The sequence below is a fragment of the Amycolatopsis sp. NPDC051061 genome (assembly GCF_040682935.1).
Classification (GTDB): Bacteria; Actinomycetota; Actinomycetes; order Mycobacteriales; family Pseudonocardiaceae; genus Amycolatopsis.
This window is the reverse complement of sequence record NZ_JBFBBZ010000022.1, coordinates 86,716-112,502: the sequence shown is the minus strand read 5'-3', so window position 1 is coordinate 112,502 and position 25,787 is coordinate 86,716. Positions and strand designations below refer to the sequence as shown.

The following is a 25,787-nucleotide window of genomic DNA, read 5'->3' as shown; positions in this document are numbered from 1 at the left end:
GCAGAAGGGAGCGTTCGATGCCGAAGTTGCTCGTCCTCGGGGACGATCTGACCGGCAGCAACGCGACCGGAGCGCGGTACGCCCGCTTCGGGCGGCGCGCGGTTTCCGTCAACGCGCCGCTCGAACCGGACGCGCCCTGCTTCCGCGCGGAGAGCGGGATCGACGCCCTCGTGGTGAACCTGGGTACCCGCCACGCCTCGCCACCACACGCCGCGCGGGCGGTGCGGGCCGCGATCGAGCCGGCCGGGCCCGTCGAGCTGACGGTGAAGCGCGTCGATACGACACTGCGGGGCAACGTCGGCGTGGAGACCGAGGCCGTCCTGGCGTCGGAGCGCGGCGCCCGCGCCTTGGTCGTGCCCGCGTTCCCGGACGCGGGCCGGGTCACGCTCGGCGGCCTGCACCTGGTCGACGGCGTGCCCCTCGCGGAAAGCCCCGCGGCGCGCGATCCGCTGGCGCCCGTGAAGACGTCGCGGATCCGCACGCTCCTGCGCTCGGCTATCACAGTCGCCTGCCTGGAACACCTGAACCACGTGCTGGCCACCGGAAGGAAGAACCCGTGAGCGACCTCCCCATCCTCGCCGTCACCCTCGGCGACCCCGTGGGTATCGGCCCCGAGATCACCCTCAAGACGCTCGCCGAGCCCGAGTCCCTGCAGCTGGCGCGCGGGGTCGCGGTCGGCGACGCGATCGTGCTGGAACGCCTGGTCCGGCACCTCGGCCTGCACCTGGAGGTCAACCCGATCGCCACGGTCGCCGACGCGCGCTTCACCACGGGCGTGATCGACATCCTCAACCTCGGCGTGGTCCGGGAAGACCTGCCGTGGGGTGAGGTCAACGCGACCGCGGGCGCCGCCGCCGTGGGCGCGATCGAGGTCGCCACCCGGCTCGCGCTGGCCGGCGAGGTCGACGCGGTCGTGACCGCGCCGATCAACAAGGAGGCGATCTGGGCGGCCGGCTCCCAGCACCTGGGGCACACCGAGATGCTCGGGGAGCTGACCGGGGCGACCCGGTTCAACACGATGTTCTGGGTGTCGGGGCTGAAGATCTTCTTCGCCACCCGGCACCTTTCGCTGCGCGAAGCGATCGACCAGATCACGCGGGAGAACATCGAACACGCGATCCGCGAGGCCTACACCGCGCTCGAGGTGTTCGGCACGGAGAAACCGAGACTCGCCGTGGCAGCGCTGAACCCGCACGGCGGCGAGAACGGCAAGTTCGGCAACGAGGAGATCATCGCGATCGCCCCGGCGGTCGCCGCCGCGCGGGTGGCCGGGCTCGACGTGGTCGGCCCGATCCCCGCGGACTCCGTTTTCCACCAAGGGATCCAGGGCCGGTTCGACGGTGTGCTCTCGCTCTACCACGACCAAGGGCACATCGCGTCGAAGACGTACGACTTCGACGGCACGGTGTCGGTGACGGTCGGCCTCCCGATCCTGCGCACGTCGGTCGACCACGGCACGGCGTTCGACATCGCCGGCACCGGCCGGGCGTCGCACGGCACGATGGTCGCGGCGTTCAAGGCCGCGGCGACCCTGGCGCCGTACGCGCGGAAACTGCCCGCCATCTACCCACCGAGCCGATGACGTCGCTCGCGGTGCCCCGCCGGCGCTGGGCGTACGTCATCCCGGTCGCGGTGGTCATGTACATGCTGGCCTATCTCGACCGCACGAACGTCGCGGTGATCCTGCCCTACATCGGCGACGACTTCCCGCTGTCGGCCAGCGCGAAGGGGCTGGCGAGCGGCATCTTCTTCGTCGGCTACCTCGTGCTGCAGATCCCGGCGGCGGTGCTGGCGGCGAAGTGGAGCGCCCGCAAGACGGTGCTGCTGCTGATGATCGCGTGGTCGTTCGCGGCGGTGCTGTGCGGCCTGGTGCGGAACGAGACCCAGCTGCACCTGGCCCGGTTGCTGCTCGGGCTGTTCGAAGGCGGTGTGTGGCCGGCGGTGCTGATCCTGCTGGCGTCGTGGTTCCCGCAGGCCGAACGGGCCCGGGCGAACGCGCTGTGGATGACGTGCCTGCCGATCTCGGCGATCGTCATGTCCCCGCTGTCCGGGCTGATGCTCGACCACATGTCCTGGCGCTGGGTGTTCGTGATCCAGGGCCTGCCGCCGCTGCTGTGGGCGATCGTCTGGTGGTTCGCGGTGGCCGACCGGCCGGCCAAGGCCCGCTGGATCTCCGCCGAGGAACGCGAGTACCTCGAAACCTCCTTGCGGGCCGAGGAAGAGGCGAAGCCGGCGTTCGTGAAGCAGGGTTACCGGCAGGCGCTGGCGAACCGGCAGGTGCTGCTGCTGATCGGCGTCTACTTCTTCTGGATCACCGGGTTCTACGGCTTCAGCCTGTGGTTGCCGTCGGTCGTGAAGACGATGACCGGCGGGTCGGCCACCGCCGTGGGGTTCCTGTCGGCCGTGCCGTACGTCCTCGCGCTGGCCGGGATGGTGGCGTGCGCGTACTGGTCGGACCGGACCGGCAACCGGCGGCTCGCCGTGGCGGTCCCGCTGGTCGTCGCCATCGCCGGGCTGCTGCTCGGCAACCTCGTGCACTGGCCGGCCGCGGTGCAGCTGGTGCTGCTCTGCGTGGTCGCGACCGGCGTCTACATGCCGTACGGGCCGTTCTGGGCCATCCCCAGCCGGCTCCTCGGCATCGAGGTCGTCGCCGTGGCGATGGGCCTGATCAACGCGCTGGGCAACCTCGGCGGGTTCGCCGGGCCCTACCTGGTCGGCTGGCTCACCGACGTCACCGGCAGCTCGACCACCGGCTTCGTCGTCCTGGCCGCGTTCCTCGCGGTGGCCGCCGGACTGGCGTTCTTCGGGCTGAAACCCGCCCCTGTGGAAGGCTTGGCGCATGTCCCAGCCGCGACCAGGAACCCGTGACCGGCGCGCGATGCTCCTGGAGGCCGTCCGCGACGGCTCGGGCGGCATCGCGGAGCTGGCCGAGGAGTTCGGCGTCTCGGAGTCGACGATCCGCCGCGACCTGGCCTCGCTCGCCGGGGCGGGGCACGTCGTGCGCACCTACGGCGGCGCACTCGACACCGAACGCAGTCCGCACGAGAAGGACCGCGAGCACGCGGCGGCGAAGGACGCCATCGCCCGGGAAGCCGCCGCGCTGGTGCGCGACGGCGAGGTGGTGCTGCTCGACGCCGGCACCACCACCGGCAGGCTCGCCCGCCACCTCGCCCATCGCGAGGGGCTGACCGTCGTCACGAACGGCGTCAACGCCATCCGCGAGCTCGCCGGCTTCGCCGGGATCGACCTCATCGTCCTCGGCGGCCGGCTGCGGCACCCGAACGAAGCGATCCTGGGCGAGAGCGTGCTGGCGCAGCTGAGGCACATCTCACCCGACCGGGTGTTCTTGGGCGCCGACGGCCTGGTAGCCGACCGAGGCCTGTGCTGCCCGTCACTGGAGCAGTCGGTGGTCAAGCACGCGATGCTCCACGCAGGCGGGGAGGCCTACGTGCTGGCCGACCACTCCAAGCTGGACCAGGCCCCTTTTTCCTACTGGACACCCCTCGACCGCGAGTACCGGCTGATCACCGACGAACCCCGGGTCGACGTGACGTACCCGCAGTTCGCCGAGAGCGTGATCGTGGCCGGAGAGCCGGAAACTGTCGGAGGTGCCGCGCATCATGGACGACGTGGCAGCTGACGTGCTCGACCTCTTCTCCCCCGCGACCCGCGACTGGTTCGCGGGGGCCTTCGCCGCGCCCACCGCGGCGCAGGAAGGAGCCTGGCGGGCGGCGCACGCGGGCGAGCACGCCCTCGTCGTCGCACCGACCGGCTCCGGCAAGACGCTGTCCGCGTTCCTGTGGGCGCTGGACCGGCTGTCGGTGGAGCCGCCGCCGGCCGAGGCCACGAAACGCTGCCGGATCCTCTACGTCTCCCCGCTGAAGGCCCTCGCCGTCGACGTCCAGCGAAACCTGCGCGCGCCGCTCGCCGGCATCTCGCAGGCCTCGCGGCGACTCGGGCTCCCGGTGCCGGGGATCGAGGTCGGCATGCGCACCGGCGACACGACCGCGACCGAGCGCCGCTCGTTCGGCAAGACCCCGCCCGACGTGCTGGTGACCACGCCGGAGTCGCTGTTCCTGATCCTCACGTCGTCGGCGCGGGAGTCGCTGCGCGGCGTCGAGACCGTGATCGTCGACGAGGTGCACGCCGTCGCCGGTGGCAAGCGCGGAGCGCACCTCGCGCTGTCGCTGGAACGGCTGGACTCGCTGCTGCCGAAGCCGGCGCAGCGGATCGGCCTGTCGGCGACGGTCCGCCCGGTCGACGAGGTGAGCGCGTTCCTGGCCGGCGGCCGTCCGGTGCGGGTGGTCCAGCCGAAGCTGGCGAAGACCATCGAGGTGCGCGTCGAAGTCCCGGTCGACGACATGAGCAACCTCGACGCGCCGCGCGGTGGCCCGGCGCCGAGCCCGCTCGACGAGCTGGAGTCACTGACCGAGGCGTTCCCTCCCGGCAACATCGCGCCGGGCGGCCTGGGCACGCTGGAGGAGATCGCCGGCAACCCCGTGCAGCGGCCGTCGATCTGGCCGGCGGTCGAGGAGCGGGTGCTGAGCCTGATCCAGACCCACCGGTCGACCATCGTGTTCGCCAACTCCCGGCGGCTCACCGAACGGATGACCGCGCGGCTCAACGAACTCGCCGCCGAGCAGACGGAGCTCACGCCGGCCGACACCTTCCCGGCGGAAGCCGTCGGGCAGTCCGGGGTGAGCACCGGGGCGCCGCCGGTGATCGCCCGGGCGCATCACGGGTCGATGTCGCGTGAGCAGCGCACGCAGGTCGAGGAGGACCTCAAGTCCGGGCGGCTGCCGTGCGTGGTGGCGACGTCGTCGCTGGAGCTGGGCATCGACATGGGCGCGGTCGACCTGGTCGTGCAGATCGAGGCGCCGCCGACGGTGGCGTCCGGGCTGCAGCGCGTCGGCCGGGCCGGGCACCAGGTCGGCGCGGTCTCCACCGGGGTGATGTTCCCGAAGTTCCGCGGTGACCTCGTGTCCTGCGCGGTGGTCGCGGAGCGGATGGCGAGCGGGGCGATCGAGGCGGTCCGCTACCCGCGCAACCCCCTGGACGTCCTGGCGCAGCACGTGGTCGCGATGGTGGCGCTGGAGCCGTGGACGGTGACGGACCTCGCGACGCTGGTGCGGCGGGCGGCGCCGTTCGCGTCGCTGCCGGACGACGCGCTGCACGCGGTGCTCGACATGCTCGCCGGCCGGTACCCGAGCGAGGAGTTCGGCGAGCTGCGGGCGCGGATCACGTGGGACCGCATCGCCGGCGAACTGCGTGGGCGCCCGGGCTCGCAGCGGCTGGCCGTCACCTCCGGCGGCACCATCCCCGACCGCGGCCTGTTCACCGTGATGACCCCGGGAGGGGACGACAAGCCCGGATCCCGCGTCGGCGAGTTCGACGAGGAGATGGTCTACGAGTCGCGCGTCGGCGACACCATCCTGCTCGGCACGTCGTCGTGGCGGATCACCGACATCACGCACGACCGGGTCATCGTGGTGCCGGCGCCGGGCGAGCCGGCGCGGATGCCGTTCTGGAAGGGCGACGCGCCGGGCCGTCCACTGGAACTCGGCCGGGCGCTGGGGAAGTTCGTCCGCGAACTGTCCACATCGGACGACGAGAAGGCGCGCGCACGAGCCACCGCGGCGGGGCTGGACGAGCGGGCGTGCGACAACCTGCTGGCCTACCTGACCGAGCAGAAAGCGGCCACCCGGCACGTCCCGAACGACCGGACGATCCTGCTGGAGCGCTACCGCGACGAGCTGGGCGACTGGCGGATCATCGTGCACTCGCCGTTCGGCGCGCAGGTGAACGCGCCGTGGGCGCTGGCCATCGCCGCGCGGCTGCGGGAGAACCGCGGGGTGGACGCGCAGGTGGCGCACTCCGACGACGGCATCGTGCTGCGCCTGCCGGACGCGCTCGACGCCGAGGGCGGCGACGTCACGATCGGCGCGGACGACATCCTGCTCGATCCCGAGGAGGTCGAGCAGCTGATCGTCGCGGAGGTCGGCGGCTCAGCGGTGTTCGCCGCACGCTTCCGGGAGTGCGCGGCGCGGTCGCTGCTGCTGCCGCGCCGGGACCCGCGGCGCCGCACCCCGCTGTGGCAGCAGCGGCAACGAGCGTCGCAGCTGCTGTCGGTCGCGTCGAAGTACGAGCGGTTCCCGGTCGTGCTGGAGGCGATGCGGGAGGTCCTGCAGGACGTCTACGACGTGGGCGGGCTGCGTGAGCTGATGGCCGACGTCCGGGCGCGCAAGGTCCGGCTGGTGGAGGTCGAGACGCCGGCCGCGTCGCCGTTCGCGCGCAGCCTGCTCTTCGGCTACGTCGGGATGTTCCTGTACGAGACCGACGCGCCGCTGGCCGAGCGGCGCGCGGCGGCGCTGTCGCTGGACTCGGCGCTGCTGGCCGAACTCCTGGGCACCGAGGCGATTCGCGAGCTGCTCGACCCGGAGGCCGTGCTCGAGGTGCAGCGGTCGCTGCAGCGGCTCGAGCCCGATCGGCACGCGCGCTCGGCGGAGGACGCCGCCGACCTGTTGCGGTTCCTGGGCGACCTGACCGTCGACGAGGCGGCCGAGCGCGGGATCCAGGCGGAGTGGCTCACCGAACTGGAGGCGGCGCGGCGGGCGATCCGGGTGCGGATCGGCGGCACGGAACGGTTCCTGGCGATCGAAGACTCCGGCAAGGTACGAGACGCCCTCGGCACCGCGCTGCCGGTGGGGGTGCCCGAGGCGTTCACCGAACCGGTCGCGGACCCGCTCGGCGACCTGCTGTTCCGCTACGCCCGCAGCCGGGGGCCGTTCGCCGCGGCGGACGCGGCCGCGCGGTTCGGGCTCGGCGCGGCGGTCGTCACCGGCGTCCTCGACCGGATGACCGGGGAAGGCCGCCTGGTGCGCGGCGAGCTGAGTCCCGTGGGGCATCCGGACACCCACGGCGTCGGTGTCGAGTACTGCGACTCGGCCGTGCTGCGCCGGCTGCGGCGGGCGTCGCTGGCGAAGCTGCGGGCCGAGGTGGAGCCGGTCGAGCCGGCGGCGCTGGGCCGGTTCCTGCCTTCGTGGCACGGGTTCGGCGGCCGCGTCCGGGCGGCGCCGACGGCGGACGACGTGCTGTCGGTGGTCGAGCAGCTCGCCGGGGCGCCGTTGCCGGCGAGCGCGGTGGAGTCGCTGATCCTGCCCGGCCGGCTGCCGGGCTACTCCCCCGCGTTGCTGGACGAGCTGACGACCGCGGGCGAGGTCACGTGGGCGGGCTGCGGCGCGCTGTCCGGCGGGGACGGCTGGATCGCCCTCGCCCCCACGGACGTCGCCGACCTGCTGCTGCCGGAAGTCGTCGAGGACATCCCGACCGGTCCGCTGCACGACGCACTCGTGTCCACTTTGGAGGGTGGCGCGCTGTTCTTCCGCCAGCTGGTGGACCGTGCGACCGTGCTGGTGGACAAGGCACCGAACGACGCCGAAGTCGTGGCCGCGCTGTGGGACCTGGTGTGGGCCGGGCTGGTCACGGGCGACACGCTGGGGCCGTTGCGGGCCCAGGTGGCCGGGCACGGCGCGCACAAACCGCGGCGCCAGGCACCCCGCGGCCGGTACGCGCGGCTGCGGGCGGGGCGGCCGCAGATGCCGTCGCGGTCGGGGCCACCCACGGTCGCCGGCCGCTGGGCGCTGACCCCGGCCCGTGAAACCGACGCGACCCGGCGCGCCCACGCGCGGACGGAGGCGTTCCTGGAGCGCCACGGCGTCCTGACCCGCGGCGCGCTCGACACCGAACGCGTCACCGGCGGGTTCTCGGGGATCTACAAGGTGCTGCGCGGCATGGAGGACACCGGCCAGGTGATCCGCGGCTACGTCGTGGAGGGCCTGGGCGCGGCCCAGTTCGCGGCGAAGGGCGCGGTGGACCGGCTGCGCGCGTTGTCGGGCCCGGGCCGGCCGGCGCCCGGCCGCGCGGTGGTGCTGGCGGCGGCGGACCCGGCCCAGCCGTACGGCGCGGCGCTGCCCTGGCCCGCCGCGACGGGCGACACGAAGCACCGCCCGGCCCGCAAGGCCGGAGCGCTGGCGGTGCTGGTGGACGGGGTTCCGGCGCTGTACGTCGAGCGAGGAGGCAAGTCGCTGCTGAGTTTCACCGACGAACGGCAACCCCTCTCGGACGCGGCGCAGGCGCTGTCGGCCGCGGTGCGGGAGGGCTGGCTGGGACAGCTGTCGGTCCAGCGCGCGGACGGCGAGCAGGCTCTGACGTCGGAGCTGGCGGAGGTCCTGCGGGAGGCGGGTTTCCGGGCCACGCCCTCAGGTCTACGCCTGCGGGCCTAAGCTGCCAGTCCGACACGCACGAAGGATGTTCTGCTCATGGCGATGCGCGAACTGCGCTATTTCGGGGACCCGATCCTCAAGTCCGTCTGCGATCCGGTCACCGTGTTCGACGAGAAGCTCGAGGCGCTCGTGCGGGACCTGGTCGACTCGGTGAAGCCGGCGGGGCGCGCCGGGCTGGCCGCGCCGCAGATCGGGGTCGGGCTGCGCATCTTCAGCTACGACGTCGCCGGGCTGGCGGGTTACGTCATCAACCCGAAGATCGTCGAGCTGTCCGAGGAGACGCACGAGATCAACGAGGGCTGCCTGTCGGTGCCGGAGCTGTGGTTCCCCACGAAGCGGGCCATGCACGCCAAGGTCCGAGGCGTCGACATCCACAACGAGCCGATCGAGGTCGAAGGCGAAGACGTGCTGGCCCAGTGCCTCCAGCACGAAACCGACCACCTCGACGGCGTGCTCTACCTGGACCGCCTGACAGCCGAGCGCAAGAAGACGGCCCTGCGCGAAGCGCGCGACAAGGACTGGTTCTGGAAGCGCTGACCAGCTGAGACGGGTGGTGCCGTGCCACCGGCGGCAAGCGGCCACCACGCCCCGTCAGCATCGCCCACGCAGGCAGCACCGGCCGCGCCGAGACCATCTCGGCCACCGAGCCGGCTCGGGTCGCCCCACCGGCGGCCGAACCCACGTCGGCGTGCACCACAGCCGGTCCCGCTCAGGGCGGCGGGAACATCCGCAGCTGGGTGCCGTCCTCGGTGGGACGTTCCGTGCGCAAGCCCGCTCGGGCCGCCGTGCGAGCCAGCACCTCGTCGCCGGGGAGGCAGTCCGCCCGCAGCTCCGTGCTCCCCCCGGCCTCCGCGAGCGCTGCCACCCTGGCCAGCAGGGCGGTGCCGATGCCCTGGCGCTGCCAGTCGTCCTCCACCAGCAGGGAAATCTCGGCCCCGCCCGCCGCGGACGGGATCAGCTGGGCCAGCCCGATCACCTCGCGGCCGAAGACCGCGAGCACGCTCGTACCGCGGGGTGGCACCAGCAGCCGGTGCAGCCAGCGGCGCGGGACCGTCCGGACTCCTGTGTGGTAGCGCCGGAAGAGCGTCGCCGTCGAGCAGCGGCGGTGCAGTGCCGACACCGCTTCGGCGTCGGCCGGGACGCCCTTGCGCAGGACGATCGCCGCGCCGTCCGGGCGGTTCAGCACCACCGGGCCCGCGACGTTCCGGGCCGCCGCGGTCAGCAACGTCACCAGTGCTTCGGCGCGGGTGAGCTCCAGCTGCACGAACGGCGCCCACCGGCGCCGCGCCACCAGCGCCTCCCCGCCGCCCAGCCCGAACACCGCGCGGTGCCCGCTCTCGGTGCGGGCCGGGTTCGCCTCGGCCGTGGGGACGCGCGTGACGACGTCCGCGGCCAGCACGTCCTTCAGCACCTCGGCGAGCCGAGCCGGGTCGTCGATCGCCCGGCGGGCCGCGAGCAGCGTCGTCGACGCCGGGTCGACCAGCTCGTGGACGTCGGCGTCGATGATCGCCGTGCATTCGCAGCCCTCGGCGCGGATGGCGTCGGCCAGGTGCCGCCGGGGCAGGCCGGTCGCCGGGCGCAGGACGATCTCGTCGAGCACGCCGCCGGGCACGGGCAACACGGCCAGGCCGAGGATGTTGCACTCGAGGTCGGCGAGCCGGATCGCGATGCGGGCCAGGGTGCCGGGGTGGTCGTGCATCCGGATCCGCACCCGCCACACCGGCGGCGCGTCCGCCACCTCGGCGGCGGCCGCCGGGCGAAGCTGGGGCAACGCTCTGGAGGTCTCCATGCCCCCACGGTCCCCCGCGGTTGTTGCCGTCCCGGGGCGCGGGTGTTTCGCGCAGATCAGCGTTCGCCGCGGCTCGGCAACCCGGCCGAAACGGTCAGCGTGGGGTCAACACGCAGAACTCGTTGCCCTCCGGGTCCATCAGCACGCGCCACGGCAGGTCCGGCCCGCCGAGGTCCGCGGGCGCCGCGCCCGCCGCCACGACCGCCGACACCGCCTCCGCGTGCTCGGTGCCCGACGGCGGCGCGACATCGAGGTGCACCCGGTTCTTGACCCGCTTCACGTCGTCGTTGCGGAGGAACTCCAGCCACGGCCCGCGGCCCGACGGCGCGTGCAACCCCACCAAAACGTTGCCCTCGCGGGCGCCGACCGGCCAGCCGGTGAGCCGCGCCCAGAAATCCGCCATGCGCTCCGGGTCGTGGGCGTCGACCACGATCGAGGCCACCGCGCCCGACGCGTACCGGTCGCGGGGCTCGAGGACGCAGAACTCGTTGCCCTCCGGGTCCGCCAGCACGATCCACGGCACCGCGCCCTGCCCGAGGTCGACCCGGCTGCCGCCCAGCTCCAAGGCGCGCGAGACCAGCTCCTCCTGGTGCGCGAGCGTCGTGCTGGCCAGGTCCAGGTGGATCCGGTTCTTCACTTCCTTGGCTTCGGGCACCGGCACGAAAACCAGGTCCAGGTCCCAGCCGTCGGCCTCCGGGGCGCGCACGTCGACCTCGTCCGGCTCCTCGAGGGCGACGCGCCAGCCGAGCAGCGCGGCCCAGAAGTCCGCCAGGACCCTCGGCCGCGCCGCGTCGATCACCAGGTTCACCAGGCGCGTGTTCATGCGCCGCAGGCTAACGGCCACCACCGACAGTTCCGGTTCGGCTTCCCCACCGGCCGGATCATCGGGTCGCGAGCCGCAGCAGCGCCCAGAGCTGGGCCGCCTGGTCGTGCACGCCCCGCACGGTCACCGAGGTCAGGGACGATCGGCCCCACAACCACAGGTGGATCCGCCCGGGTTCGGCGGCCGTGACGACGTCGTCCGCGGACTCGGCCTCCTCGGCCGAACAGCGCCAGGCCTCCGTCACGTCGGGACCGGCCCGCGCGATCCAGCTGTGCGCGCCGGCGCGGACGCCGACCGAGCCCGCCTTCGTGCCGGTCAGCCCCAGCATCGGCAATTTTTGCCCGAACCAGAGGGTCAGCGCCTCGTCGATGCCGTCGATCGCGAGGTCTTCGGCGATGCCGCGCTCCGGAGTGCCCGCCGCTTGTTCGACGTCCACACGGTGGACCAGCGTCTCGTGCAGCATCCGCCGCCGCCAGAACCCGTAGGTCGGGTCGGCCGGCCACCAGGTGTCGGCGCGCTCTTCCGGGTCGTGCGCGGCCAGCTCGTCGAGCAGTTCGGCCAGGCCGGTCTCCAGGTAGGCCGCCAGGCTCTGGCCCGGCTCGGGGTCGCGCGGCCAGTCTTCGGGGTTGCGGCCGTCGGTCAGGCGGCGCCGGACCATCCGGTAGAGGCTGCCGACGTGCCGGGCCACCTCGCCGAGCGACCAGCCCGGGCAGGCGGGCACCGGCGCTTCGACGGGCGCCGCGTGGACGGCCTCGGCCAGCACCCGGCCTTCGATTCCCAACGCCGTGAGCAGCCGCCCCTGGTCGACCGGGCCGTGCTCACGCGACATGGGCTTCCCCGGTGATCGGGAGGCCGTGCACCAGGCGGCGGACCAGTTCGAGGAACGACGTGGCGGCGCGCACCAGCTCGGCGGCCGACTCGGCGGTGACCTTCCCGGTGATCCCGGCCTGCGCGGCGGCGCGTGCGGCCGAGTTGCTCGCGAAGAAGGCGGACCACTCCTGCAATTCGGTAGCGACGGAGTCGAGCAGCACCCACGTGCTGGCCGGCCGCGCGCGCCCCCGGTGCGGCCGCCCACGGGCGGCGAGCACGGCGGCGGCGCCGCGCAGCGCCGCGAGGTAGGCACCGATGAACCGCTCGGTGGGAGCGGTTTCGCGTTCGGCCTCGGCGAGCCCCCGCCGGGCTTGGGCGAGCAGGCCGGCCGCGACCGGCGGAGCAGGCGGGCGCAAGGTCATGGGCAGCTGGGACTGACTGCGATCGGCATCGGCCGTGGGCGGACGCAGCGAGGCCGGCAGTTCAGGCTGCCCCGAGTCCGGCACCGACGAGTGCGGCATCGGCAGCTCCGCCCGCTCAAGCGCAGCACCGGCGGTAGGCGGACGCAACGCCGTGGGCAGGGGCGAGGGCTCGGAGTCCACACCGTCGGCGATCGACGGGCGCGGCGGCACCGGCAGCCGGGCCTGCTCCGGCTCCGCCTCGGCCGTGGGTGGGCGCAGGGATTCGGGGAGCGGCCGTTCGAAGTCCGCGCCGTCCGCGGTCGGCGGCGACATCGGCAGCTCGGGCTGCCCCGAGTCGACCGGGGCCGACGAGCGCGGCGTGGACTTCGCCTCGGCCGTCGACGGGTGCCGCCGGGGTCGCCGGTGGTGCGTGCCGGCCGCTGCCGGGGTCACCGGCGGGCGCAGCGGCATGGGCAGCTGCGGCTGCCCGGAATCCGTGGGGGACACGACCTTGACGGACATGACGACCCTCCTCCTGCGCGGGGTGAGCCCGATCGAGCACCCGGCGGCCGGACGCTTCCCCCGCCCCGCCGCCGGGCACCTGACCGGTGCGCGCTCACCGATGTCGAACGTCTGTTCGAACAATTTCCAGAGTAACCCCGACCCGGTGTCCGCTCAACCCCACGGGTGGAATCCCCGGACGTGGTGCGGGACACCAGGTCGGTGGCGTGATCTCATAGGTTCATGAGTTCGCTGGACCACCCCGCCGTCGCCAAGGTGGCGGCCGCGCTCGCCGAAGCCGGGCAGCACGCCGCCGCCGAGGGCATCCGCGTGCTGCCCGCCGAGGTCCGGACCGCCGCTCAGGCGGCCGAAGCGCTCGGCGTGCCCGTGGGGGCCATCGCCAACAGCCTCATCTTCCGCCTGGGGTACGACAAAAAAGCGCTCCTCGCGCTGACGTCGGGTGCGCACCGGGCCGATCCGGCCACGCTCGAGCGGCTGGCCGGCGCGGAAATCGGCAAGGCCGACGCCGATTTCGTGCGGGCGCACACCGGGCAGCCGATCGGCGGGGTCGCCCCGGTCGGGCACCCCGAGCCGCTGCCGACGCTCGTCGACACCGCGCTGCGCGCCCACGACGTCGTCTGGGCCGCGGCCGGGCACCCCAAGACCGTGTTCCCCACCACCTTCGCCGGGCTGGTCGCGTTGACCGGGGGCACTCCGGGTGCGCTCGGCGGCGCGGAGGAAGATGAGCAGCCGTGACCGCGATGCCCGCCGGCTGCTCCCGCTACGTCCAGCTGTCCTCGGACGAGTTCCGCGCCCGCCTGCCCGAGGCGCTGGACATCTACGTCCGGGCGATGCGGTACCCGGCCGGCACCGCCGAGCAGCGCGCGCCGATGTGGCTCACCCACGCGCTGCGTGAGGGCTGGCGCTGCATGGCCGCGCTCGACGCCGACGACGTCCTGCTCGGCCTGGCCTACGGCTACCGCGGCCGGGCCGGGCAGTGGTGGCACGAGCAGGTGCGCCACGGCCTGAGCCGCCGCTTCGGGCCCGAAGAGGCCGAGCGCTGGCTGTCGGACTACTTCGAGCTGACCGAGATCCACGTCCGGCCCGAAAACCAGGGTCACCAGATCGGCGAGGACCTGCTGCGCGCCCTGCTGGAGAGCGTGCCGAGCGCGAACGTCCTGCTGTCGACGCCGGAAGGCACGAGCCGCGCGTGGAAGCTCTACCGCCGGACCGGGTTCGTCGACGTCCTGCGCGACTACCACTTCGCCGGCGACCCGCGGCCGTTCGCGATCCTCGGGCGGACGCTGCCCCTCGACTCGCGCTGAGCCGAGGGGCGGCGCCGGTCAGCGCGGCTCGGGCCGCCAGTACCCGATCGCCAGCGCCGCGACCAGGACGGCGGCGCCGCACCAGGCCGTGACGCCGAGCCGTTCCCCGAAGAGCGCGGCGGACAGGACCGCGGCCGTCAGCGGCTCGAGCACCGCCGACAGCGCACCCAGGACCGGGTGCGCCGTCGCCAGGCCGCGCAGGTAGGCGGCGTAGGCGAGCGCGGTCGGCACCGCGCCGAGGTAGCAGGCCGCTGCGAGGACGTCCGCGTGCAGTGGCAGCGCCATGCCCGTCCAGCTCGCCACGGGGGTGAGCAGCGTCAGGGTCGCGAAGCCCGCCGCGGCGAGGAGGGCGAAGCCGAGGCCTCCGAGGAGGTGGGCGGGTTCGTCCGGTGACCAGCGGAGCAGCACCAGGCCGGCGAGGGTGCCGGCGATCGAGAGCACCGTCCAGCGGTGGGGCCTGCGCACCGCGGCGAGGGTGACGACGACGGGTGCCGCGCCGATGGTGGTCATCGTGGCGATGCTGACCGAGCTGAGCGCGACGGCGGCGAAGTAGCTCGCTTGGAAGAGCGCGAACAGCCCGCCGACGGCGAGAAGCCGTTTCGCCGCTTCGGCCGTGCGCGGGAGAGCACCGCCTCTCAGTAGGACGAAGAGGGTCGCGACACCGCCGCCGACGAGCAGCCGGTACGCGGCGACGGCGAGCGGGTGGAGGCCGGCCAGTTGCCCGAGAAGTGAGCCGGCGAGGCCACCGGTGCCCCAGAGAACACCGGCTAGAACGAGCGCGGCCGAAGACCGGGCGCGCGTGGACAGGGTTGTCAAAGGAATGCTCCTGCGTCGAAGGAAAAGGGAGTTCGACGACGCGGGGCGGTGTGCACGACTGATCAGCCGCGGGCCCTGGAGGCCACGCAGCTGGGGACCACCCCGCTCAGGCGCGGGGCGGTGGGGTGACGAAGAGAATTCGGCGCACGAGGACGAACTTAGCCGAGCGAGATCGGCCGGAGCCAACGGTTTTCGATGGTTGTCCACAGGCAGGCGGCATTGTGGACAGTCGGGCCGCGAAACGGCTTCTCAGCGGGTTTTGTCGGCCGGGGACGATAAACTGGACGTGGGACGCCCCCCAAGGGAAGGGCGGGGGCCCCGCCGCGATCGGGCGGGGCCGCGCACACCTCAGTCCAGCTGGGCCAGCTGCTCCCGCAGTGTGTCCAGCCCCATCCCGCCCATCCTCAGCGCCTCCGTGTGGAACCGCTTGATGTCGAACCCGGCACCTGCCCGCGACCGCGCCTCCGCCCGGGCCGCCAGCCAAAGGCGCTCGCCGATCTTGTACGCCGGCGCCTGGCCGGGCCAGCCCAGGTAGCGATCGATCTCGTCGCGGACGTGGGCCTCGTCCGTGATCGTGCGGGTCAGCATGAACTCCAGGCCCAGCTCCGGGGTCCAGCGCGCACCCTCGTGGAAGCCCGTTCCCGCCGGGATCGTGAGCTCCAGGTGCATCCCCAGGTCCACCACCACGCGCGCCGCGCGGAAGAGTTGCTCCGCCAGCATTCCCAGCAGGTCGCCGTCGTCCGAAAGGTAACCCAGCTCCTCCATCAGGCGCTCCGAGTACAGCGCCCAGCCCTCCGCGTGGCCCGAGGTGAACGCCATCAGGCGCTGGTACTTGTTCAGCCCCTCGGACTGGTCCACCGCCGTCGCGATCTGGAGGTGGTGGCCCGGCGCGCCCTCGTGGTAGACCGTGCTCGTCTCGCGCCACGTGACGAACTCGTCGCGGCCGGCCGGCAGGGACCACCACATGCGGCCCGGGCGGCCGAAGTCCTCGCTCGGGCCCGTGTAGTACGCGCCGACGCCGCCGCCCGGCGGGGCGATCTTGCACTCCAGCGCCATCACGCGGTCGGAAATGTCGAAGTGCTTGCCGCGCAACGACTTCAGCGCTTCGTCGGACAGGTGCTGCATCCACGCCTCGAACTCGGCGCGGCCGCGGACGCGGTAGCGCGGGTCGGCGTCCAGGATCGCGGCGGCTTCCGCCAGGGAAGCACCCGGCTTGACGCGGTTCGCGACCGCGCGCATCTCGGACTCGATCCGGGCGAACTCCGCCCAGCCCCACTCGTACGCCTCGCGCAGGTCCAGCGCCGCGCCGACGAAGTACCGCGACCACAGGCGGTAGACGTCCTCGCCGACGGCGTCCTTGACCGGGGCCTTCGGCGCCAGCTCGGCCCGCAGGAACCCGGCGAACTCCGCGAACGCCTCCTCGGCGGCCCGCGCCCCGTGCGCGAGGTCTCCCTTCAACGCTTCGCCCTGCGAAGTCGCGCCGCCGGTGAGCTGGGTGAAGAACCCCGTCTCCTCCTTCAGCCCGGCCCACGTCTCGCACTGCTCCGCCACCTTCGCGACCTGCCGCAGCGCCGCGACCCGCCCCGCGTCGGCCGCCGTGAGCAGGCCGTTGCGCACGTTCGCGAGCGCCTGCGGGACCTCGCCGATCCGGGCCGAGACGACCGACCAGTCCTGCTCGGTGTCCAGGGGCATCAGGTCGAACGCCATCCGCAGTTCCTGCACCGGGCTGGAGATGACGTTGAGGCTCGCCACGTCGAGACCGGCTTCGTGGATCTCCAGCTCCAGGCCGACGCGCTCGGAGAACACGGCCTTGGCGGCGCGCTCCGCGGTGTCCCGCGGCTCGGCGGCGGTGACGGCGGCGTGTGCCCGCGCGGCGAGCCCGGCGCGCTCGGCGAACCCGTCCGCCGAGTAGTCGGTCAGCCGGCGGTCGTGACCCTTGATGCCGATGACCGTCGCGGTGACCGGGTCCGCGGCCGCGTAGTCGTCGACGAAGCGGTCACAGATCGCGTGCACGCCTTCGGAAGCAGAAGAAGCCATGCGCCGCACGCTACCGGGCCGTCTGTGATCCGCGGTACGGACTTAAGCACGGGCCGGGACGAGCCCCAGCCTCGCGATCACCTCACGCGTCGCCTTCGACCGGTTGAACGTGTAGAAGTGCAGGTTCGGCACGCCCTCGGCGATCAGCTTCTCGCACAGCTCGGTGATGACGTCGATGCCCGCCGCGCGGAACGCCTTGGGGTCGTCGGCCAGCGGCTCGAGCCGGTCCAGCAGCTTTCGAGGGGCCGGCGCGCCGGACAGCTTGATCGTCGTCTGCAGGGTCCGCAGCGTCGTCAGCGGCATGACGCCGGGCAGCACCGGGACGTCGCAGCCGGTCGCGGCCACCCGGTCGCGCAGCCGGAGGAAGTCCTCGGCGTCGTGGAACAGCTGCGCGATCGCGAAGTCCGCCCCCGCGCGCAGCTTGCTGACCAGGTACTTCGTGTCGGTCTCCAGGTCGGGGGAGCGCGGGTGGCCGTAGGTGGACGCCGAGACGCCGACGCAGAAGTCGCCCAGCTCGCGGACCAGCTGCACCAGCTCTTCGGCGTAGGTCAGGCCCTGCGGGTGCGGGGTCCAGTCGCCGTAGACGTCGCCCGGCGGGTCGCCGCGCAGCGCGAGGATGTTGCGGACGCCGACCGAGGCGTACCAGCCGATCACGTTCCGCAGCTCGGCGACGGTGTGGTTGACCGCGGTCAGGTGGGCCATCGGCACGAGCGTGGTCTCGGTGGCGACGCGCGCGATACTGCGGATCGTGCCGTCGCGGCTGGAGCCGCCGGCACCGTAGGTGATCGACATGTAGGCCGGGTCGTACGGCTCGAGCTCCCGGATCGCCTTCCAGAGGACGGCCTCGTCCGCCGTGTCCCGGGGCGGGAAGAACTCGATGGAGAACTTCGGCCCGTCTCCTCGCAACCGCTCGATCACCGACGTCATACCTGGAATGTTAAGGGCCGACGCCCGCGATGCGGGAGCCCCCGTCCGCGTCGCGAGACTGACGTTCGACTCAGGTTCGAGGACTAAACTGGCCGGGTGAGGGACGACGACGCGAGCTGGGACGAGGACGTGCGCCTCGCCGTCTACCACGCCTTCGCCGACCGCGGCCGCGCGCCGTCCGCGCCGGAGCTGGCCGACGCCGCTGGCGGGTCACTGGCCGTCGCCAAGCAGGCGCTGCACCGGCTCGCCGCGGCCCACCACCTGGTGCTCGACGAGTCCGAGCACGTCGTGCTGGCCCACCCGTTCGCGGCGAAGTCGCTCGGCTTCTCGGTGATGGGCTCGCACACGCTGTGGTGGGGCGGCTGCGCGTGGGACTCCTTCGCCATCCCCCACCTGGTGGCCGGCGAGCCGGAGGTGCTCGTCGCGACCCGCTGCCCCGGCTGCGGCCAGCCGCACGCACTGGTCGTGGACCGTGCCGCGCCGCCCGAGGGCGCGCAGGTGGCGCACTTCCTCGTGCCCGCCGCGCGGATGTGGGACGACGTGCTGCGCACCTGCGGGCATCAGCGGCTGTTCTGCTGCGAGTCCTGCGTGGACGCCTGGCTGGCGGCCACCGGGCAGGCCAAGGGGTACGTCATGGACCTCGTCACGCTGTGGCGGCTCGCGCGCGGCTGGTACGAGGGCCGGCTCGAGCGCGGCTACCGGCGGCGGGAACCGGACAGCGCCGTCGCGTACTTCGCCGAAGCGGGCCTGACCGGGCCGTTCTGGGCGGCCACGGCCGGAGTCTGATTCGCCACATCCGGGTGCCCCGGCAGCCCGCGCCCCCGCCGGTTCCGCGAGGATGGCGGGATGAACGCGCCCGTTTCCGACGCCGATCTGCCCGCTGACGTCGAGCGCGCGCTGGCCGGGTTCCTCGGCCGGGCGAGCGCGGAAATCGTGGCGACCGAGCCGACCGTGAAGGCCGGGATCGACGCGCTGAGCGGGTTCGTGCTGACCGGTGGCAAGCGCTTGCGCCCGACGTTCGCCTGGTGGGGCTGGCGCGGCGCGGGCGGCGACCCGGCCGGCCCGGACGCCGAGGGCGTGCTGCAGGCGGTGTCGAGCCTCGAGCTGATCCAGGCGTGCGCGCTGATCCACGACGACCTGATCGACTCCTCCGACTCCCGGCGCGGTTTCCCGACGGTGCACATCGCGGGCGCGAAGCTGCACGCCGACCAGGGCTGGCTCGGCTCCCCCGCGACGTTCGGCCTGGCCACCGCGGTGCTCGTCGGCGACCTGGCCCTGGCCTGGGCCGACGACATGTTCGCCGACGCGGCCCTGCCCGCGCAGACCCTCTCCGCGGCTCGCCCGGCGTGGCGCGCGATGCGCACCGAGGTGCTCGCCGGGCAGTACCTCGACGTCCGCACGCAGGCCACCGGCGACGCCTCCGTCGAGGCCGCGCTGAAGATCGACCGGCTCAAGACCGCCGCCTACACCGTGCAGCGGCCGCTGCACCTCGGCGCCGCGCTCGGCGGGGCGTCGGACGAGCTGATCGCCACGCTGCTGGAGTTCGGCGGCGAGGTCGGCGTCGCGTTCCAGCTGCGTGACGACCTGCTGGGCGTGTTCGGCGACCCGTCGGTCACCGGCAAGCCCGCCGGCGACGACCTGCGCGAGGGCAAGCGCACGCTGCTCGTCGCGCTCGGCCTGCAGCTCGCCGCCGAGAAGGGCGAGACGGCCGCGGCCACGGTCATCGCGGACGCCATCGGCGACGCCGACCTGTCCGACGAGGGCGTCGAGACCGTCCGGATGGCGCTGCAGCAGGTCGGGGCGGTCGACGCGGTCGAGTGCCGGATCGACGAGCTGACCACCGCCGCGATGGCCGCGCTCGAGCGCGCGCACCTGGCCGAGCCGGCGCCCGCCGCGCTGACCGGGCTGGTCGTCAAGGCCACCCAGCGGACTTACTGACGTGCGGCACGTAGACGGGCCCGCCGACCACGTCGTTGTCATCGGGGCCGGGTTGGCCGGGCTTTCGGCGACCCTGCACCTGCTCGGCGCGGGCCGGCGCGTCACGCTGCTGGAGCAGGCCGACGTCCCGGGCGGGCGCGCCGGGCAGGAGAACTTCGACGGCAACGCCGTGGACACCGGCGCGAGCGTGCTGACCATGCCCGAGCTCCTCGAAGAGGCGTTCGCCGCGGTCGGCGAACCGCTGGCCAAGAACCTGCGCCTGACCCGGCTGGACCCGGCCTACGAGGCCCGGTTCGCCGACGGCAGCTCGCTGAGGCTGCGTACGGACGGCGACGCGATGGAGGCCGAGATCCGCGCCTTCGCCGGCGCCCGCGAGGCGGCGGGCTACCGGGCGCTGCGACGCTGGCTGAGCGAGCTGTACGCCGTGCAGAAGGACCGCTTCCTGGCGGCGAACTTCGACTCGCCGCTCGACCTCGCCCGCCCCGAGCTGGTGAAGCTCGCCGCGCTGGGCGGGTTCGGCCGGCTCGGCCCGCGCGTCTCCCGCTACCTGCTCGACGAACGGGTCCGGCGGCTCTTCACCTTCCAGTCGCTCTACGCCGGTCTCGACCCGGCGAGCGCGATCGGCGCGTACGGCGTCATCGCCTACATGGACACCGTCGGCGGTGTCTACTACCCCGAAGGCGGGATGGGCGAGATCGGCCGGGCGATGACCGGCGCGGCGGCCCGGGCGGGCGCCGACGTGCGGTTCGGCACCGAAGCCGCGTGGCTCGAGCGGGTCTCCTCGCGGGTGCGCGCGGTCCGGACGCGCTCGGGCGAGCGGATCGCCTGCGACGCCGTCGTCCTCGCCACCGAGCTGAGCGCGGCCTACCGGCTCATCGGCGCGCGGCCCCGGCGAGTCGTGCCGCTGCGGTATTCGCCGTCCGCCGTCGTCCTGCACGGCCGGACGACGCGGGCGTGGGACCTCGGGCACCACACGATCTACTTCGGCGACGCCTGGGAGCGGACGTTCGCGGAGATCATCCGCGAAGGGAAGCTCATGAGCGACCCGTCGCTGCTGGTCACGCGCCCCACGGCGAACGACCCGGGGCTGGCCGGGCGCGGCGGCGAGATCGTCTCGGTGCTCGCGCCCGCGCCGAACCTGCGTCGCGGGCCGATCGACTGGGACCGTGTCCGCGGGCCGTACCGCGAAGAGCTCCTTCGCACGCTCGAAGCGCGCGGGCTCACCGGGTTCGGCGACGGGTTCACCGTCGACGAGACGATCACCCCGGCGGACTGGGCGGCGCGCGGGCTCGCGGCCGGGACGCCGTTCTCGCTGGCGCACACGTTCGCGCAGACCGGCCCGTTCCGGCCGGCGAACCTGGTGCGCGCGGCGGGCAACGTGGTGCTCGCCGGCTGCGGCACCACTCCCGGCGTCGGCATCCCGCCCGTGCTCATCTCCGGACGACTGGCAGCGGAAAGGATCACCGGCCGGTGAACGAACTCGACGCCGCGGGCATCCTCTCGCCGGACCTGCGGGCCGCGTACACGGAGTGCCGCCGCATCAACGCCCACCACGGGCGCACGTTCTTCCTGGCCACCCGGCTGCTGCCGGCGCGGGCCCGGCCGGCCGCGCACACGCTCTACGGGTTCGCGCGGATGGCCGACGAACTCGTCGACAACCCCGAGCCGGGCACCGACCCGGCCGAGTCCTTGGACCGCGTCGCGGCGATGGTCGACGTCGTCTACGACGGCGGCACCCCGGGCGACCCGGTGCTGGTGGCCTTGGCCGACACCGTGCGGCGCTACGGCATCGCGCGTGACTTGTTCGACGCGTTCCTGAAGTCCATGCGGCTGGATCTCCACCCGATCGAGTACCGGACGTTCGCCGAGCTGGATGAGTACATGTACGGCTCGGCCGCGGTGATCGGCCTGCAGATGCTGCCGGTGTTCGGCACGGTCGGGCCGCGCGCCGACGCTTCGCCGGGTGCCATCGCGTTGGGCGAGGCGTTCCAGCTGACGAACTTCCTGCGCGACGTCGGCGAGGACCTCGATCGTGGTCGCCTCTACCTGCCGACTTCGGAGCTGGCGGCGTTCGGCGTCTCGCGATCGTTGCTGGAGCAGCGGCGGCCCGACCCGCGGATCCGGGCGGCGCTGGCGTACTTCGTCGCGAGGACGCGGGCGGTGTACCGGCGGGCCGAAGCGGGGGTTCCGTTGCTGCGGCCCGAATCGCGGCCGTGCGTGCGGACGGCGTTGACGCTGTACGAAGGCATCCTGGACGAGATCGTCGCGCTGGACTACGACATCCTCACGCGGCGCGCGGTGGTGCCGAAGTCCCGCAGGCTGGTAGTCGCGCTACCACCCTTGGCCGCGGTCTGGGCGCGCGAGACGCTCCGGGGCGGTCGTAGGCTGCGGTCATGACCGAACGACGCATCCGGATCGGCCTGCAGCTCCAGCCGCAGCACGCCGACTACGACACCATCCGGCGCACCGCCTCGGCCGCCGAAGACCTCGGCGCCGACATCGTCTTCAACTGGGACCACTTCTACCCGCTGTACGGCGATCCCGAGGGCGCGCACTTCGAGTGCTGGACCATGCTCGGCGCGTGGGCGGAGTCGACGTCGCGCGTGGAGATCGGCGCGCTGGTGACCTGCAACAGCTACCGCAACCCCGAGCTGCTGGCCGACATGGCCCGCACGGTCGACCACATCTCCGGCGGCCGGCTCATCCTCGGCATCGGCTCGGGCTGGTTCGAGAAGGACTACGACGAGTACGGCTACGAGTTCGGCACCGCGGGCGGCCGCCTCGACAACCTGGCGGAGTCGTTGCCGCGCATCGAGTCGCGCCTCGGCAAGCTGAACCCGGCGCCGACCCGCAAGATCCCGGTCCTCATCGGCGGCGGCGGCGAGAAGAAGACCCTCAAGCTGGTCGCCAAGCACGGCGACATCTGGCACGGCTTCGGCGACCCGGAGGTCGTCGAGCGCAAGGTGAAGATCCTCGACCAGCACTGCGCGGACGTCGGCCGCGACCCGGCCGAGATCGAGCGCTCGTGCGGCGTCCAGGGCGAGCCGGACGAGCTGGGCCCGAAGCTGCTGAGCCTGGGCGTCACGACGTTCACGGTGGGTGTGGGCGGCCCAGACTACGACCTGGACGCGCTCAAGTCGTGGATCGCCTGGCGCGACAAGACCACCGGCTGAGCTTGGTTCGTGAAGGCCACCTTCAGGAACTTCAAGTTCCTGAAGGTGGCCTTCACGGCTTTTGAGCCCGGTGTGCGGCGACGCGTTCGCGGACCGGGGCGGCGGGCGCCACGCCGGCGTCGACGATCTCCTGCGCCGGCATCGGCATGGTCACCGTCTGTCATCCCCGGCTGGGCGCGGCCCACCTGCGCGACCCTGCGGCGGCGAGCTGTCTCCGCAGGTCAGAACGCCATCGCTTGCGCGCGGCGCTTCACCTCCGTGCCGTGGCTGGTGCGCAGGGCGTTGACCGGGGTGTTGCCCGGCAGGCTCTCGTCGGTCTCGAAGAGCCACCGCAGCATCTCGGTCCGGGAGAACCCGGAGTCGGCGAGCACCGTGATAGTCCCGGCGAGGCCCTTGACGACCCCGTCCTTGACCAAGAAGGCGCCGGGAACGCACAGGTCACCGCCGCGTCTGAGGGCGATCAGCTGCCCGTCGCGCAGCATCTGGCGAACCTTGTTGGCCGACGTCCCGAGGGCTTTCGCGACCTCTCCCACCGGGAGGACCGCGATGGCGGTATCGAGAATGTCGTCGGCGACAGGAATCCCACTCACAGGTGACACTCTGCCACATTCCACACTCACGCCCGTTAGTGCGCATGGGTGACCGCGAGGTCTCCTCCACCAGCCGTGTGCGGTTCCGTACGATCCATACTCGTGACTCGCACCCAACCCGGCCTGGTCGGCACGCTCCTCGAGCGGCGCTACCGGGTGGACCGGCTGCTCGCGCACGGGGGGATGTCCTCCGTCTACCGGGGAACGGACACCCGGCTGGACCGTCCGGTCGCGATCAAGATCATGGATCCGCGGTTCGCCGACGACCGGTCGTTCGTGGACCGGTTCGTGCGGGAGGCGCAGTCGGCGGCGCAGCTGCACCACCCGCACGTGGTGGCGGTGCACGACCAGGGCTTCGACCTGCCCCAGGGCGCCGAGTCCGGACTGGCGTTCCTGGTGATGGAGCTGGTCGACGGCGGGACGCTGCGCGACCTGCTGGCCGACCAGGGCCCCCTGGACGTCGCGCTGGCGCTGAGCGTGGCCGAGCCGGTGCTCTCGGCGCTGGCCTCCGCGCACCGGGCCGGGCTGGTGCACCGGGACGTCAAGCCGGAGAACGTGCTGATCGGCCGGTCCGGGCCGCACGCCGGCGGCGTCGTGAAGGTCGCCGACTTCGGCCTGGTGCGGGCCGTGGCGAGCGCGGGCACGACGAGCTCGAGCGTCATCCTCGGCACCGTCGCCTATCTGTCGCCCGAGCAGGTCGAGACGGGCGCGGCGTCCGCGCGGGGCGACGTCTACTCGGCCGGCATCCTGCTCTACGAAATGCTGACCGGGCAGGTGCCCTACACCGGCGACACCGCGATCTCGGTGGCGTACCGGCACGTGAACGACGACGTCCCGCGCCCGAGCGAGCTGCGCCCGGACCTGCCGCCCGCGCTGGACGAGCTGATCACGCGCGCGACCCGGCGCGACCCCGAGCTGCGCCCCGCCGACGCCGGGGACTTCCTGACCGAGCTGACGGCGGTGCGCGCGCAGCTGGGCCTGCTGCCGGTGACCGTGCCCGTCCCGGTCTCCCACGGCCAGGGCGACCTCGCCGACACCGAGCGCACGCTGCCGCGGATCCCGCAGGTGCCGGGCACCGAGAAGACGATGCCGGTGCACCGCCCGAACGCGACGCGGGCGCTGAGCCACCCGGGCACCCCGCCGCCGGGCATCACCCAGCAGATCCCGCCCGTGCGGCCGCCGGGGTCGCGGCGCCGGAGCGAGCCGGAGCCGGAGCGGCCGAAGGACAACCGGAAGCGGATCGCCATCATCGCCGGGGCGGTGCTGCTGTTCGGCGGGCTGATCACGGCGTTCATCTTCATGCTCACCGACACCGGGGGCGACAAGACCGCGACCGTGCCGAAGCTCGTCGGGCTGAACCAGGCCGCGGCGGGCGACGCGCTGCGGGCGGTGAAGCTGAACCCGCAGTTCAGCCAGGAGTACGACAACTCGGTGCCCTCGAACACCGTGCTGCGCGCCGAGCCCGCGGAGGGCACGTCGCTGGCGCCGAACTCGACGGTGTCGGTCGTGCTGTCGAAGGGCCGCCCGGCGGTGCCGGACATCCGGCCGGGCACCGCGCTGCCCGACGCCGAGCAGGCGATCAAGACCGCCCGGCTGACCCCGGTCCGCGGGACGGACGACTTCGACGCCGACGTCCCGCAGGGCGCGGTGATCCGCACCGAGCCGTCCGCGGGCAGCCAGCTGAACATCGGCGGCCAGGTCACGATCATCGTGTCGAAGGGCCCGATCCCGCTGCCGCCGGTCCCGGACGTCGCCGGGCGGAGCAAGGACGAGGCGTTCCAGCTGCTGCAGCAGGCCGGCTTCGAGCCGTTCCAGGCGGGCGAGGAGTTCAAGCAGGACATCCCGGGCGGCGCCGTCACCCGGACCGACCCACCGGCCAACGCGCAGGCGAAGGCGAAGCGGATCGGCGTCTTCGTCAACAACGCCGTCCAGGTGCCGGACGTGCGGTTCCGCTCGTTCGACGACGCCCAGAAGATCCTCGAGCAGGCCGGGCTGCAGGCCGACCGCGACGGCGGCCGGGGCCACGGCAACGGCGGCGGGGGCTTCGACTTCGTCTTCCAGCAGGACCCGCAGCCGGGCACGTTCGTGCAGAAGGGCAGCAAGGTCAAGCTGAAGGGCTTCGGGGGATGATCGGCAGCCGAGGCCGCGTGACCGGCACGATCGGCCCCGGCCTCATCGGCGAGGTGCTCCTGAACGTCCGGGGCGGCACGGAGGCGTTCTACGCCTACCCGGCCGACCCGGACGCGAGCTTCTCCTCCGGCACCCAGGTGCTCGTCGTGGACTTCGAACCCCCTCGCACGGTTTATGTCGAACGGTGGCAACCGCTGGGCCGCTAGCGGCGTCGAAGGGCTACCAACGACAGACGCAACAACTGA

The 25,787-nt window shown here is 73.1% G+C and carries 23 protein-coding genes; 15 read left to right on the top strand and 8 right to left on the bottom strand.

All coding sequences use genetic code 11. The features are described 5' to 3' along the window. Positions 1–17: 17 nt before the first annotated feature. The 6 genes from AB0N03_RS28005 to def are packed head-to-tail and all read left to right on the top strand — an operon-like array spanning position 18 to position 8,819. Complete coding sequence (locus tag AB0N03_RS28005) at positions 18–560, top strand: four-carbon acid sugar kinase family protein (RefSeq protein ID WP_364377558.1); 543 nt, start codon at positions 18–20, stop codon at positions 558–560. Continuing rightward, the gene (gene pdxA / locus AB0N03_RS28000; protein ID WP_364377556.1) at positions 557–1,582 is read left to right on the top strand and encodes a 4-hydroxythreonine-4-phosphate dehydrogenase PdxA; all 1,026 of its coding nucleotides are present in this window, start codon (positions 557–559) and stop codon (positions 1,580–1,582) included. The genes AB0N03_RS28005 and pdxA overlap by 4 nt, the downstream gene beginning before the upstream one ends. Continuing rightward, positions 1,579–2,868: an MFS transporter gene (locus tag AB0N03_RS27995; protein ID WP_364377554.1), complete on the top strand. Its 1,290-nt coding sequence runs from the start codon at positions 1,579–1,581 to the stop codon at positions 2,866–2,868. The genes pdxA and AB0N03_RS27995 overlap by 4 nt, the downstream gene beginning before the upstream one ends. Further along, positions 2,840–3,640, top strand: a complete 801-nt coding sequence (locus AB0N03_RS27990; protein ID WP_364377552.1) for a DeoR/GlpR family DNA-binding transcription regulator — start codon at positions 2,840–2,842, stop codon at positions 3,638–3,640. Before AB0N03_RS27995 ends, AB0N03_RS27990 begins: the two co-directional genes overlap by 29 nt. Next, positions 3,621–8,282 carry a DEAD/DEAH box helicase gene (locus AB0N03_RS27985; RefSeq protein WP_364377551.1) on the top strand — a complete coding sequence of 1,554 codons (4,662 nt, stop codon included), beginning with the start codon at positions 3,621–3,623 and terminating at the stop codon, positions 8,280–8,282. The genes AB0N03_RS27990 and AB0N03_RS27985 overlap by 20 nt, the downstream gene beginning before the upstream one ends. Before the next feature lie 36 nt (positions 8,283–8,318). Then, positions 8,319–8,819 carry a peptide deformylase gene (gene def, locus AB0N03_RS27980; protein ID WP_364377549.1) on the top strand — a complete coding sequence of 167 codons (501 nt, stop codon included), beginning with the start codon at positions 8,319–8,321 and terminating at the stop codon, positions 8,817–8,819. Positions 8,820–8,991: 172 nt separating this feature from the next. Here def and AB0N03_RS27975 read toward each other — a convergent pair whose 3' ends face one another. The 4 genes from AB0N03_RS27975 to AB0N03_RS27960 all read right to left on the bottom strand — a co-directional run bounded on the left by AB0N03_RS27975 (position 8,992) and on the right by AB0N03_RS27960 (position 12,627). After that, positions 8,992–9,981 (bottom strand): GNAT family N-acetyltransferase, encoded by a 990-nt coding sequence (locus tag AB0N03_RS27975; RefSeq protein WP_364377673.1) that lies wholly within the window; start codon positions 9,979–9,981, stop codon positions 8,992–8,994. A gap of 184 nt (positions 9,982–10,165) precedes the next feature. Further along, positions 10,166–10,894, bottom strand: coding sequence for a VOC family protein (locus AB0N03_RS27970; protein ID WP_364377547.1), 729 nt, complete (start codon positions 10,892–10,894; stop codon positions 10,166–10,168). 58 nt (positions 10,895–10,952) lie between these two features. Then, on the bottom strand, positions 10,953–11,723 hold the full coding sequence (locus tag AB0N03_RS27965; RefSeq protein ID WP_364377545.1) for a maleylpyruvate isomerase family mycothiol-dependent enzyme: 771 nt from the start codon (positions 11,721–11,723) through the stop codon (positions 10,953–10,955). Then, positions 11,713–12,627 carry an SAV_6107 family HEPN domain-containing protein gene (locus AB0N03_RS27960; protein ID WP_364377543.1) on the bottom strand — a complete coding sequence of 305 codons (915 nt, stop codon included), beginning with the start codon at positions 12,625–12,627 and terminating at the stop codon, positions 11,713–11,715. Before AB0N03_RS27960 ends, AB0N03_RS27965 begins: the two co-directional genes overlap by 11 nt. A gap of 222 nt (positions 12,628–12,849) precedes the next feature. Here AB0N03_RS27960 and AB0N03_RS27955 point away from each other — a divergent pair, with 222 nt between their 5' ends. Together AB0N03_RS27955 and AB0N03_RS27950 are read left to right on the top strand one after the other, a co-directional pair. Continuing rightward, positions 12,850–13,362 carry a YbaK/EbsC family protein gene (locus AB0N03_RS27955; RefSeq protein WP_364377541.1) on the top strand — a complete coding sequence of 171 codons (513 nt, stop codon included), beginning with the start codon at positions 12,850–12,852 and terminating at the stop codon, positions 13,360–13,362. Further along, positions 13,359–13,931, top strand: a complete 573-nt coding sequence (locus AB0N03_RS27950) for a GNAT family N-acetyltransferase (RefSeq protein ID WP_364377539.1) — start codon at positions 13,359–13,361, stop codon at positions 13,929–13,931. The genes AB0N03_RS27955 and AB0N03_RS27950 overlap by 4 nt, the downstream gene beginning before the upstream one ends. Positions 13,932–13,949: 18 nt before the next feature. On the opposite strand, the gene AB0N03_RS27945 is transcribed toward AB0N03_RS27950, so the two are convergent. The 3 genes from AB0N03_RS27945 to AB0N03_RS27935 all read right to left on the bottom strand — a co-directional run bounded on the left by AB0N03_RS27945 (position 13,950) and on the right by AB0N03_RS27935 (position 17,711). Further along, positions 13,950–14,747, bottom strand: a complete 798-nt coding sequence (locus AB0N03_RS27945) for an EamA family transporter (protein ID WP_364377537.1) — start codon at positions 14,745–14,747, stop codon at positions 13,950–13,952. 348 nt (positions 14,748–15,095) lie between these two features. Beyond that, positions 15,096–16,784 carry a DUF885 domain-containing protein gene (locus tag AB0N03_RS27940; RefSeq protein WP_364377535.1) on the bottom strand — a complete coding sequence of 563 codons (1,689 nt, stop codon included), beginning with the start codon at positions 16,782–16,784 and terminating at the stop codon, positions 15,096–15,098. A 42-nt stretch (positions 16,785–16,826) separates the two neighbouring features. Then, the gene (locus AB0N03_RS27935; RefSeq protein ID WP_364377534.1) at positions 16,827–17,711 is read right to left on the bottom strand and encodes a methylenetetrahydrofolate reductase; all 885 of its coding nucleotides are present in this window, start codon (positions 17,709–17,711) and stop codon (positions 16,827–16,829) included. Positions 17,712–17,807: 96 nt separating this feature from the next. Between AB0N03_RS27935 and merB the strand changes: the two genes are divergently transcribed. The 5 genes from merB to AB0N03_RS27910 are packed head-to-tail and all read left to right on the top strand — an operon-like array spanning position 17,808 to position 22,822. Then, positions 17,808–18,497 carry an organomercurial lyase gene (gene merB, locus AB0N03_RS27930; RefSeq protein WP_364377533.1) on the top strand — a complete coding sequence of 230 codons (690 nt, stop codon included), beginning with the start codon at positions 17,808–17,810 and terminating at the stop codon, positions 18,495–18,497. A gap of 60 nt (positions 18,498–18,557) precedes the next feature. Continuing rightward, complete coding sequence (locus AB0N03_RS27925) at positions 18,558–19,649, top strand: polyprenyl synthetase family protein (protein ID WP_364377531.1); 1,092 nt, start codon at positions 18,558–18,560, stop codon at positions 19,647–19,649. Between the two features lies 1 nt (position 19,650). Continuing rightward, the gene (gene crtI, locus AB0N03_RS27920) at positions 19,651–21,123 is read left to right on the top strand and encodes a phytoene desaturase family protein (RefSeq protein ID WP_364377529.1); all 1,473 of its coding nucleotides are present in this window, start codon (positions 19,651–19,653) and stop codon (positions 21,121–21,123) included. Continuing rightward, complete coding sequence (locus AB0N03_RS27915; protein WP_364377527.1) at positions 21,120–22,046, top strand: phytoene/squalene synthase family protein; 927 nt, start codon at positions 21,120–21,122, stop codon at positions 22,044–22,046. The genes crtI and AB0N03_RS27915 overlap by 4 nt, the downstream gene beginning before the upstream one ends. Beyond that, positions 22,043–22,822, top strand: a complete 780-nt coding sequence (locus tag AB0N03_RS27910) for an LLM class F420-dependent oxidoreductase (protein ID WP_364377525.1) — start codon at positions 22,043–22,045, stop codon at positions 22,820–22,822. The genes AB0N03_RS27915 and AB0N03_RS27910 overlap by 4 nt, the downstream gene beginning before the upstream one ends. Before the next feature lie 221 nt (positions 22,823–23,043). Here the strand turns inward: AB0N03_RS27910 and AB0N03_RS27905 are convergent, their stop codons facing one another. Next, positions 23,044–23,412: an Rv2175c family DNA-binding protein gene (locus AB0N03_RS27905; protein ID WP_364377523.1), complete on the bottom strand. Its 369-nt coding sequence runs from the start codon at positions 23,410–23,412 to the stop codon at positions 23,044–23,046. Positions 23,413–23,514: 102 nt separating this feature from the next. On the opposite strand from AB0N03_RS27905, the gene pknB reads away from it, so the two are divergent. Both pknB and AB0N03_RS27895 read left to right on the top strand, forming a co-directional pair. Next, positions 23,515–25,542 (top strand): Stk1 family PASTA domain-containing Ser/Thr kinase, encoded by a 2,028-nt coding sequence (pknB, locus tag AB0N03_RS27900; protein ID WP_364377521.1) that lies wholly within the window; start codon positions 23,515–23,517, stop codon positions 25,540–25,542. After that, the gene (locus tag AB0N03_RS27895; RefSeq protein ID WP_155542013.1) at positions 25,539–25,748 is read left to right on the top strand and encodes a hypothetical protein; all 210 of its coding nucleotides are present in this window, start codon (positions 25,539–25,541) and stop codon (positions 25,746–25,748) included. Before pknB ends, AB0N03_RS27895 begins: the two co-directional genes overlap by 4 nt. Positions 25,749–25,787: the final 39 nt, after the last annotated feature.

Excerpts from the sequence above, each read along its gene's own strand:
- AB0N03_RS28005 (WP_364377558.1), top strand. The coding sequence starts at position 18 with ATGCCGAAGTTGCTCGTCCTCGGGGACGATCTGACCGGCAGCAACGCG.
- AB0N03_RS27995 (WP_364377554.1), top strand. The coding sequence starts at position 1,579 with ATGACGTCGCTCGCGGTGCCCCGCCGGCGCTGGGCGTACGTCATCCCG.
- AB0N03_RS27990 (WP_364377552.1), top strand. The coding sequence starts at position 2,840 with ATGTCCCAGCCGCGACCAGGAACCCGTGACCGGCGCGCGATGCTCCTG.
- AB0N03_RS27985 (WP_364377551.1), top strand. The coding sequence starts at position 3,621 with ATGGACGACGTGGCAGCTGACGTGCTCGACCTCTTCTCCCCCGCGACC.
- def (WP_364377549.1), top strand. The coding sequence starts at position 8,319 with ATGGCGATGCGCGAACTGCGCTATTTCGGGGACCCGATCCTCAAGTCC.
- AB0N03_RS27975 (WP_364377673.1), bottom strand. The coding sequence starts at position 9,981 with ATGCACGACCACCCCGGCACCCTGGCCCGCATCGCGATCCGGCTCGCC.
- AB0N03_RS27970 (WP_364377547.1), bottom strand. The coding sequence starts at position 10,894 with ATGAACACGCGCCTGGTGAACCTGGTGATCGACGCGGCGCGGCCGAGG.
- AB0N03_RS27965 (WP_364377545.1), bottom strand. The coding sequence starts at position 11,723 with ATGTCGCGTGAGCACGGCCCGGTCGACCAGGGGCGGCTGCTCACGGCG.
- AB0N03_RS27960 (WP_364377543.1), bottom strand. The coding sequence starts at position 12,627 with ATGTCCGTCAAGGTCGTGTCCCCCACGGATTCCGGGCAGCCGCAGCTG.
- AB0N03_RS27955 (WP_364377541.1), top strand. The coding sequence starts at position 12,850 with ATGAGTTCGCTGGACCACCCCGCCGTCGCCAAGGTGGCGGCCGCGCTC.
- AB0N03_RS27940 (WP_364377535.1), bottom strand. The coding sequence starts at position 16,784 with ATGGCTTCTTCTGCTTCCGAAGGCGTGCACGCGATCTGTGACCGCTTC.
- AB0N03_RS27935 (WP_364377534.1), bottom strand. The coding sequence starts at position 17,711 with ATGACGTCGGTGATCGAGCGGTTGCGAGGAGACGGGCCGAAGTTCTCC.
- AB0N03_RS27925 (WP_364377531.1), top strand. The coding sequence starts at position 18,558 with ATGAACGCGCCCGTTTCCGACGCCGATCTGCCCGCTGACGTCGAGCGC.
- AB0N03_RS27910 (WP_364377525.1), top strand. The coding sequence starts at position 22,043 with ATGACCGAACGACGCATCCGGATCGGCCTGCAGCTCCAGCCGCAGCAC.
- AB0N03_RS27895 (WP_155542013.1), top strand. The coding sequence starts at position 25,539 with ATGATCGGCAGCCGAGGCCGCGTGACCGGCACGATCGGCCCCGGCCTC.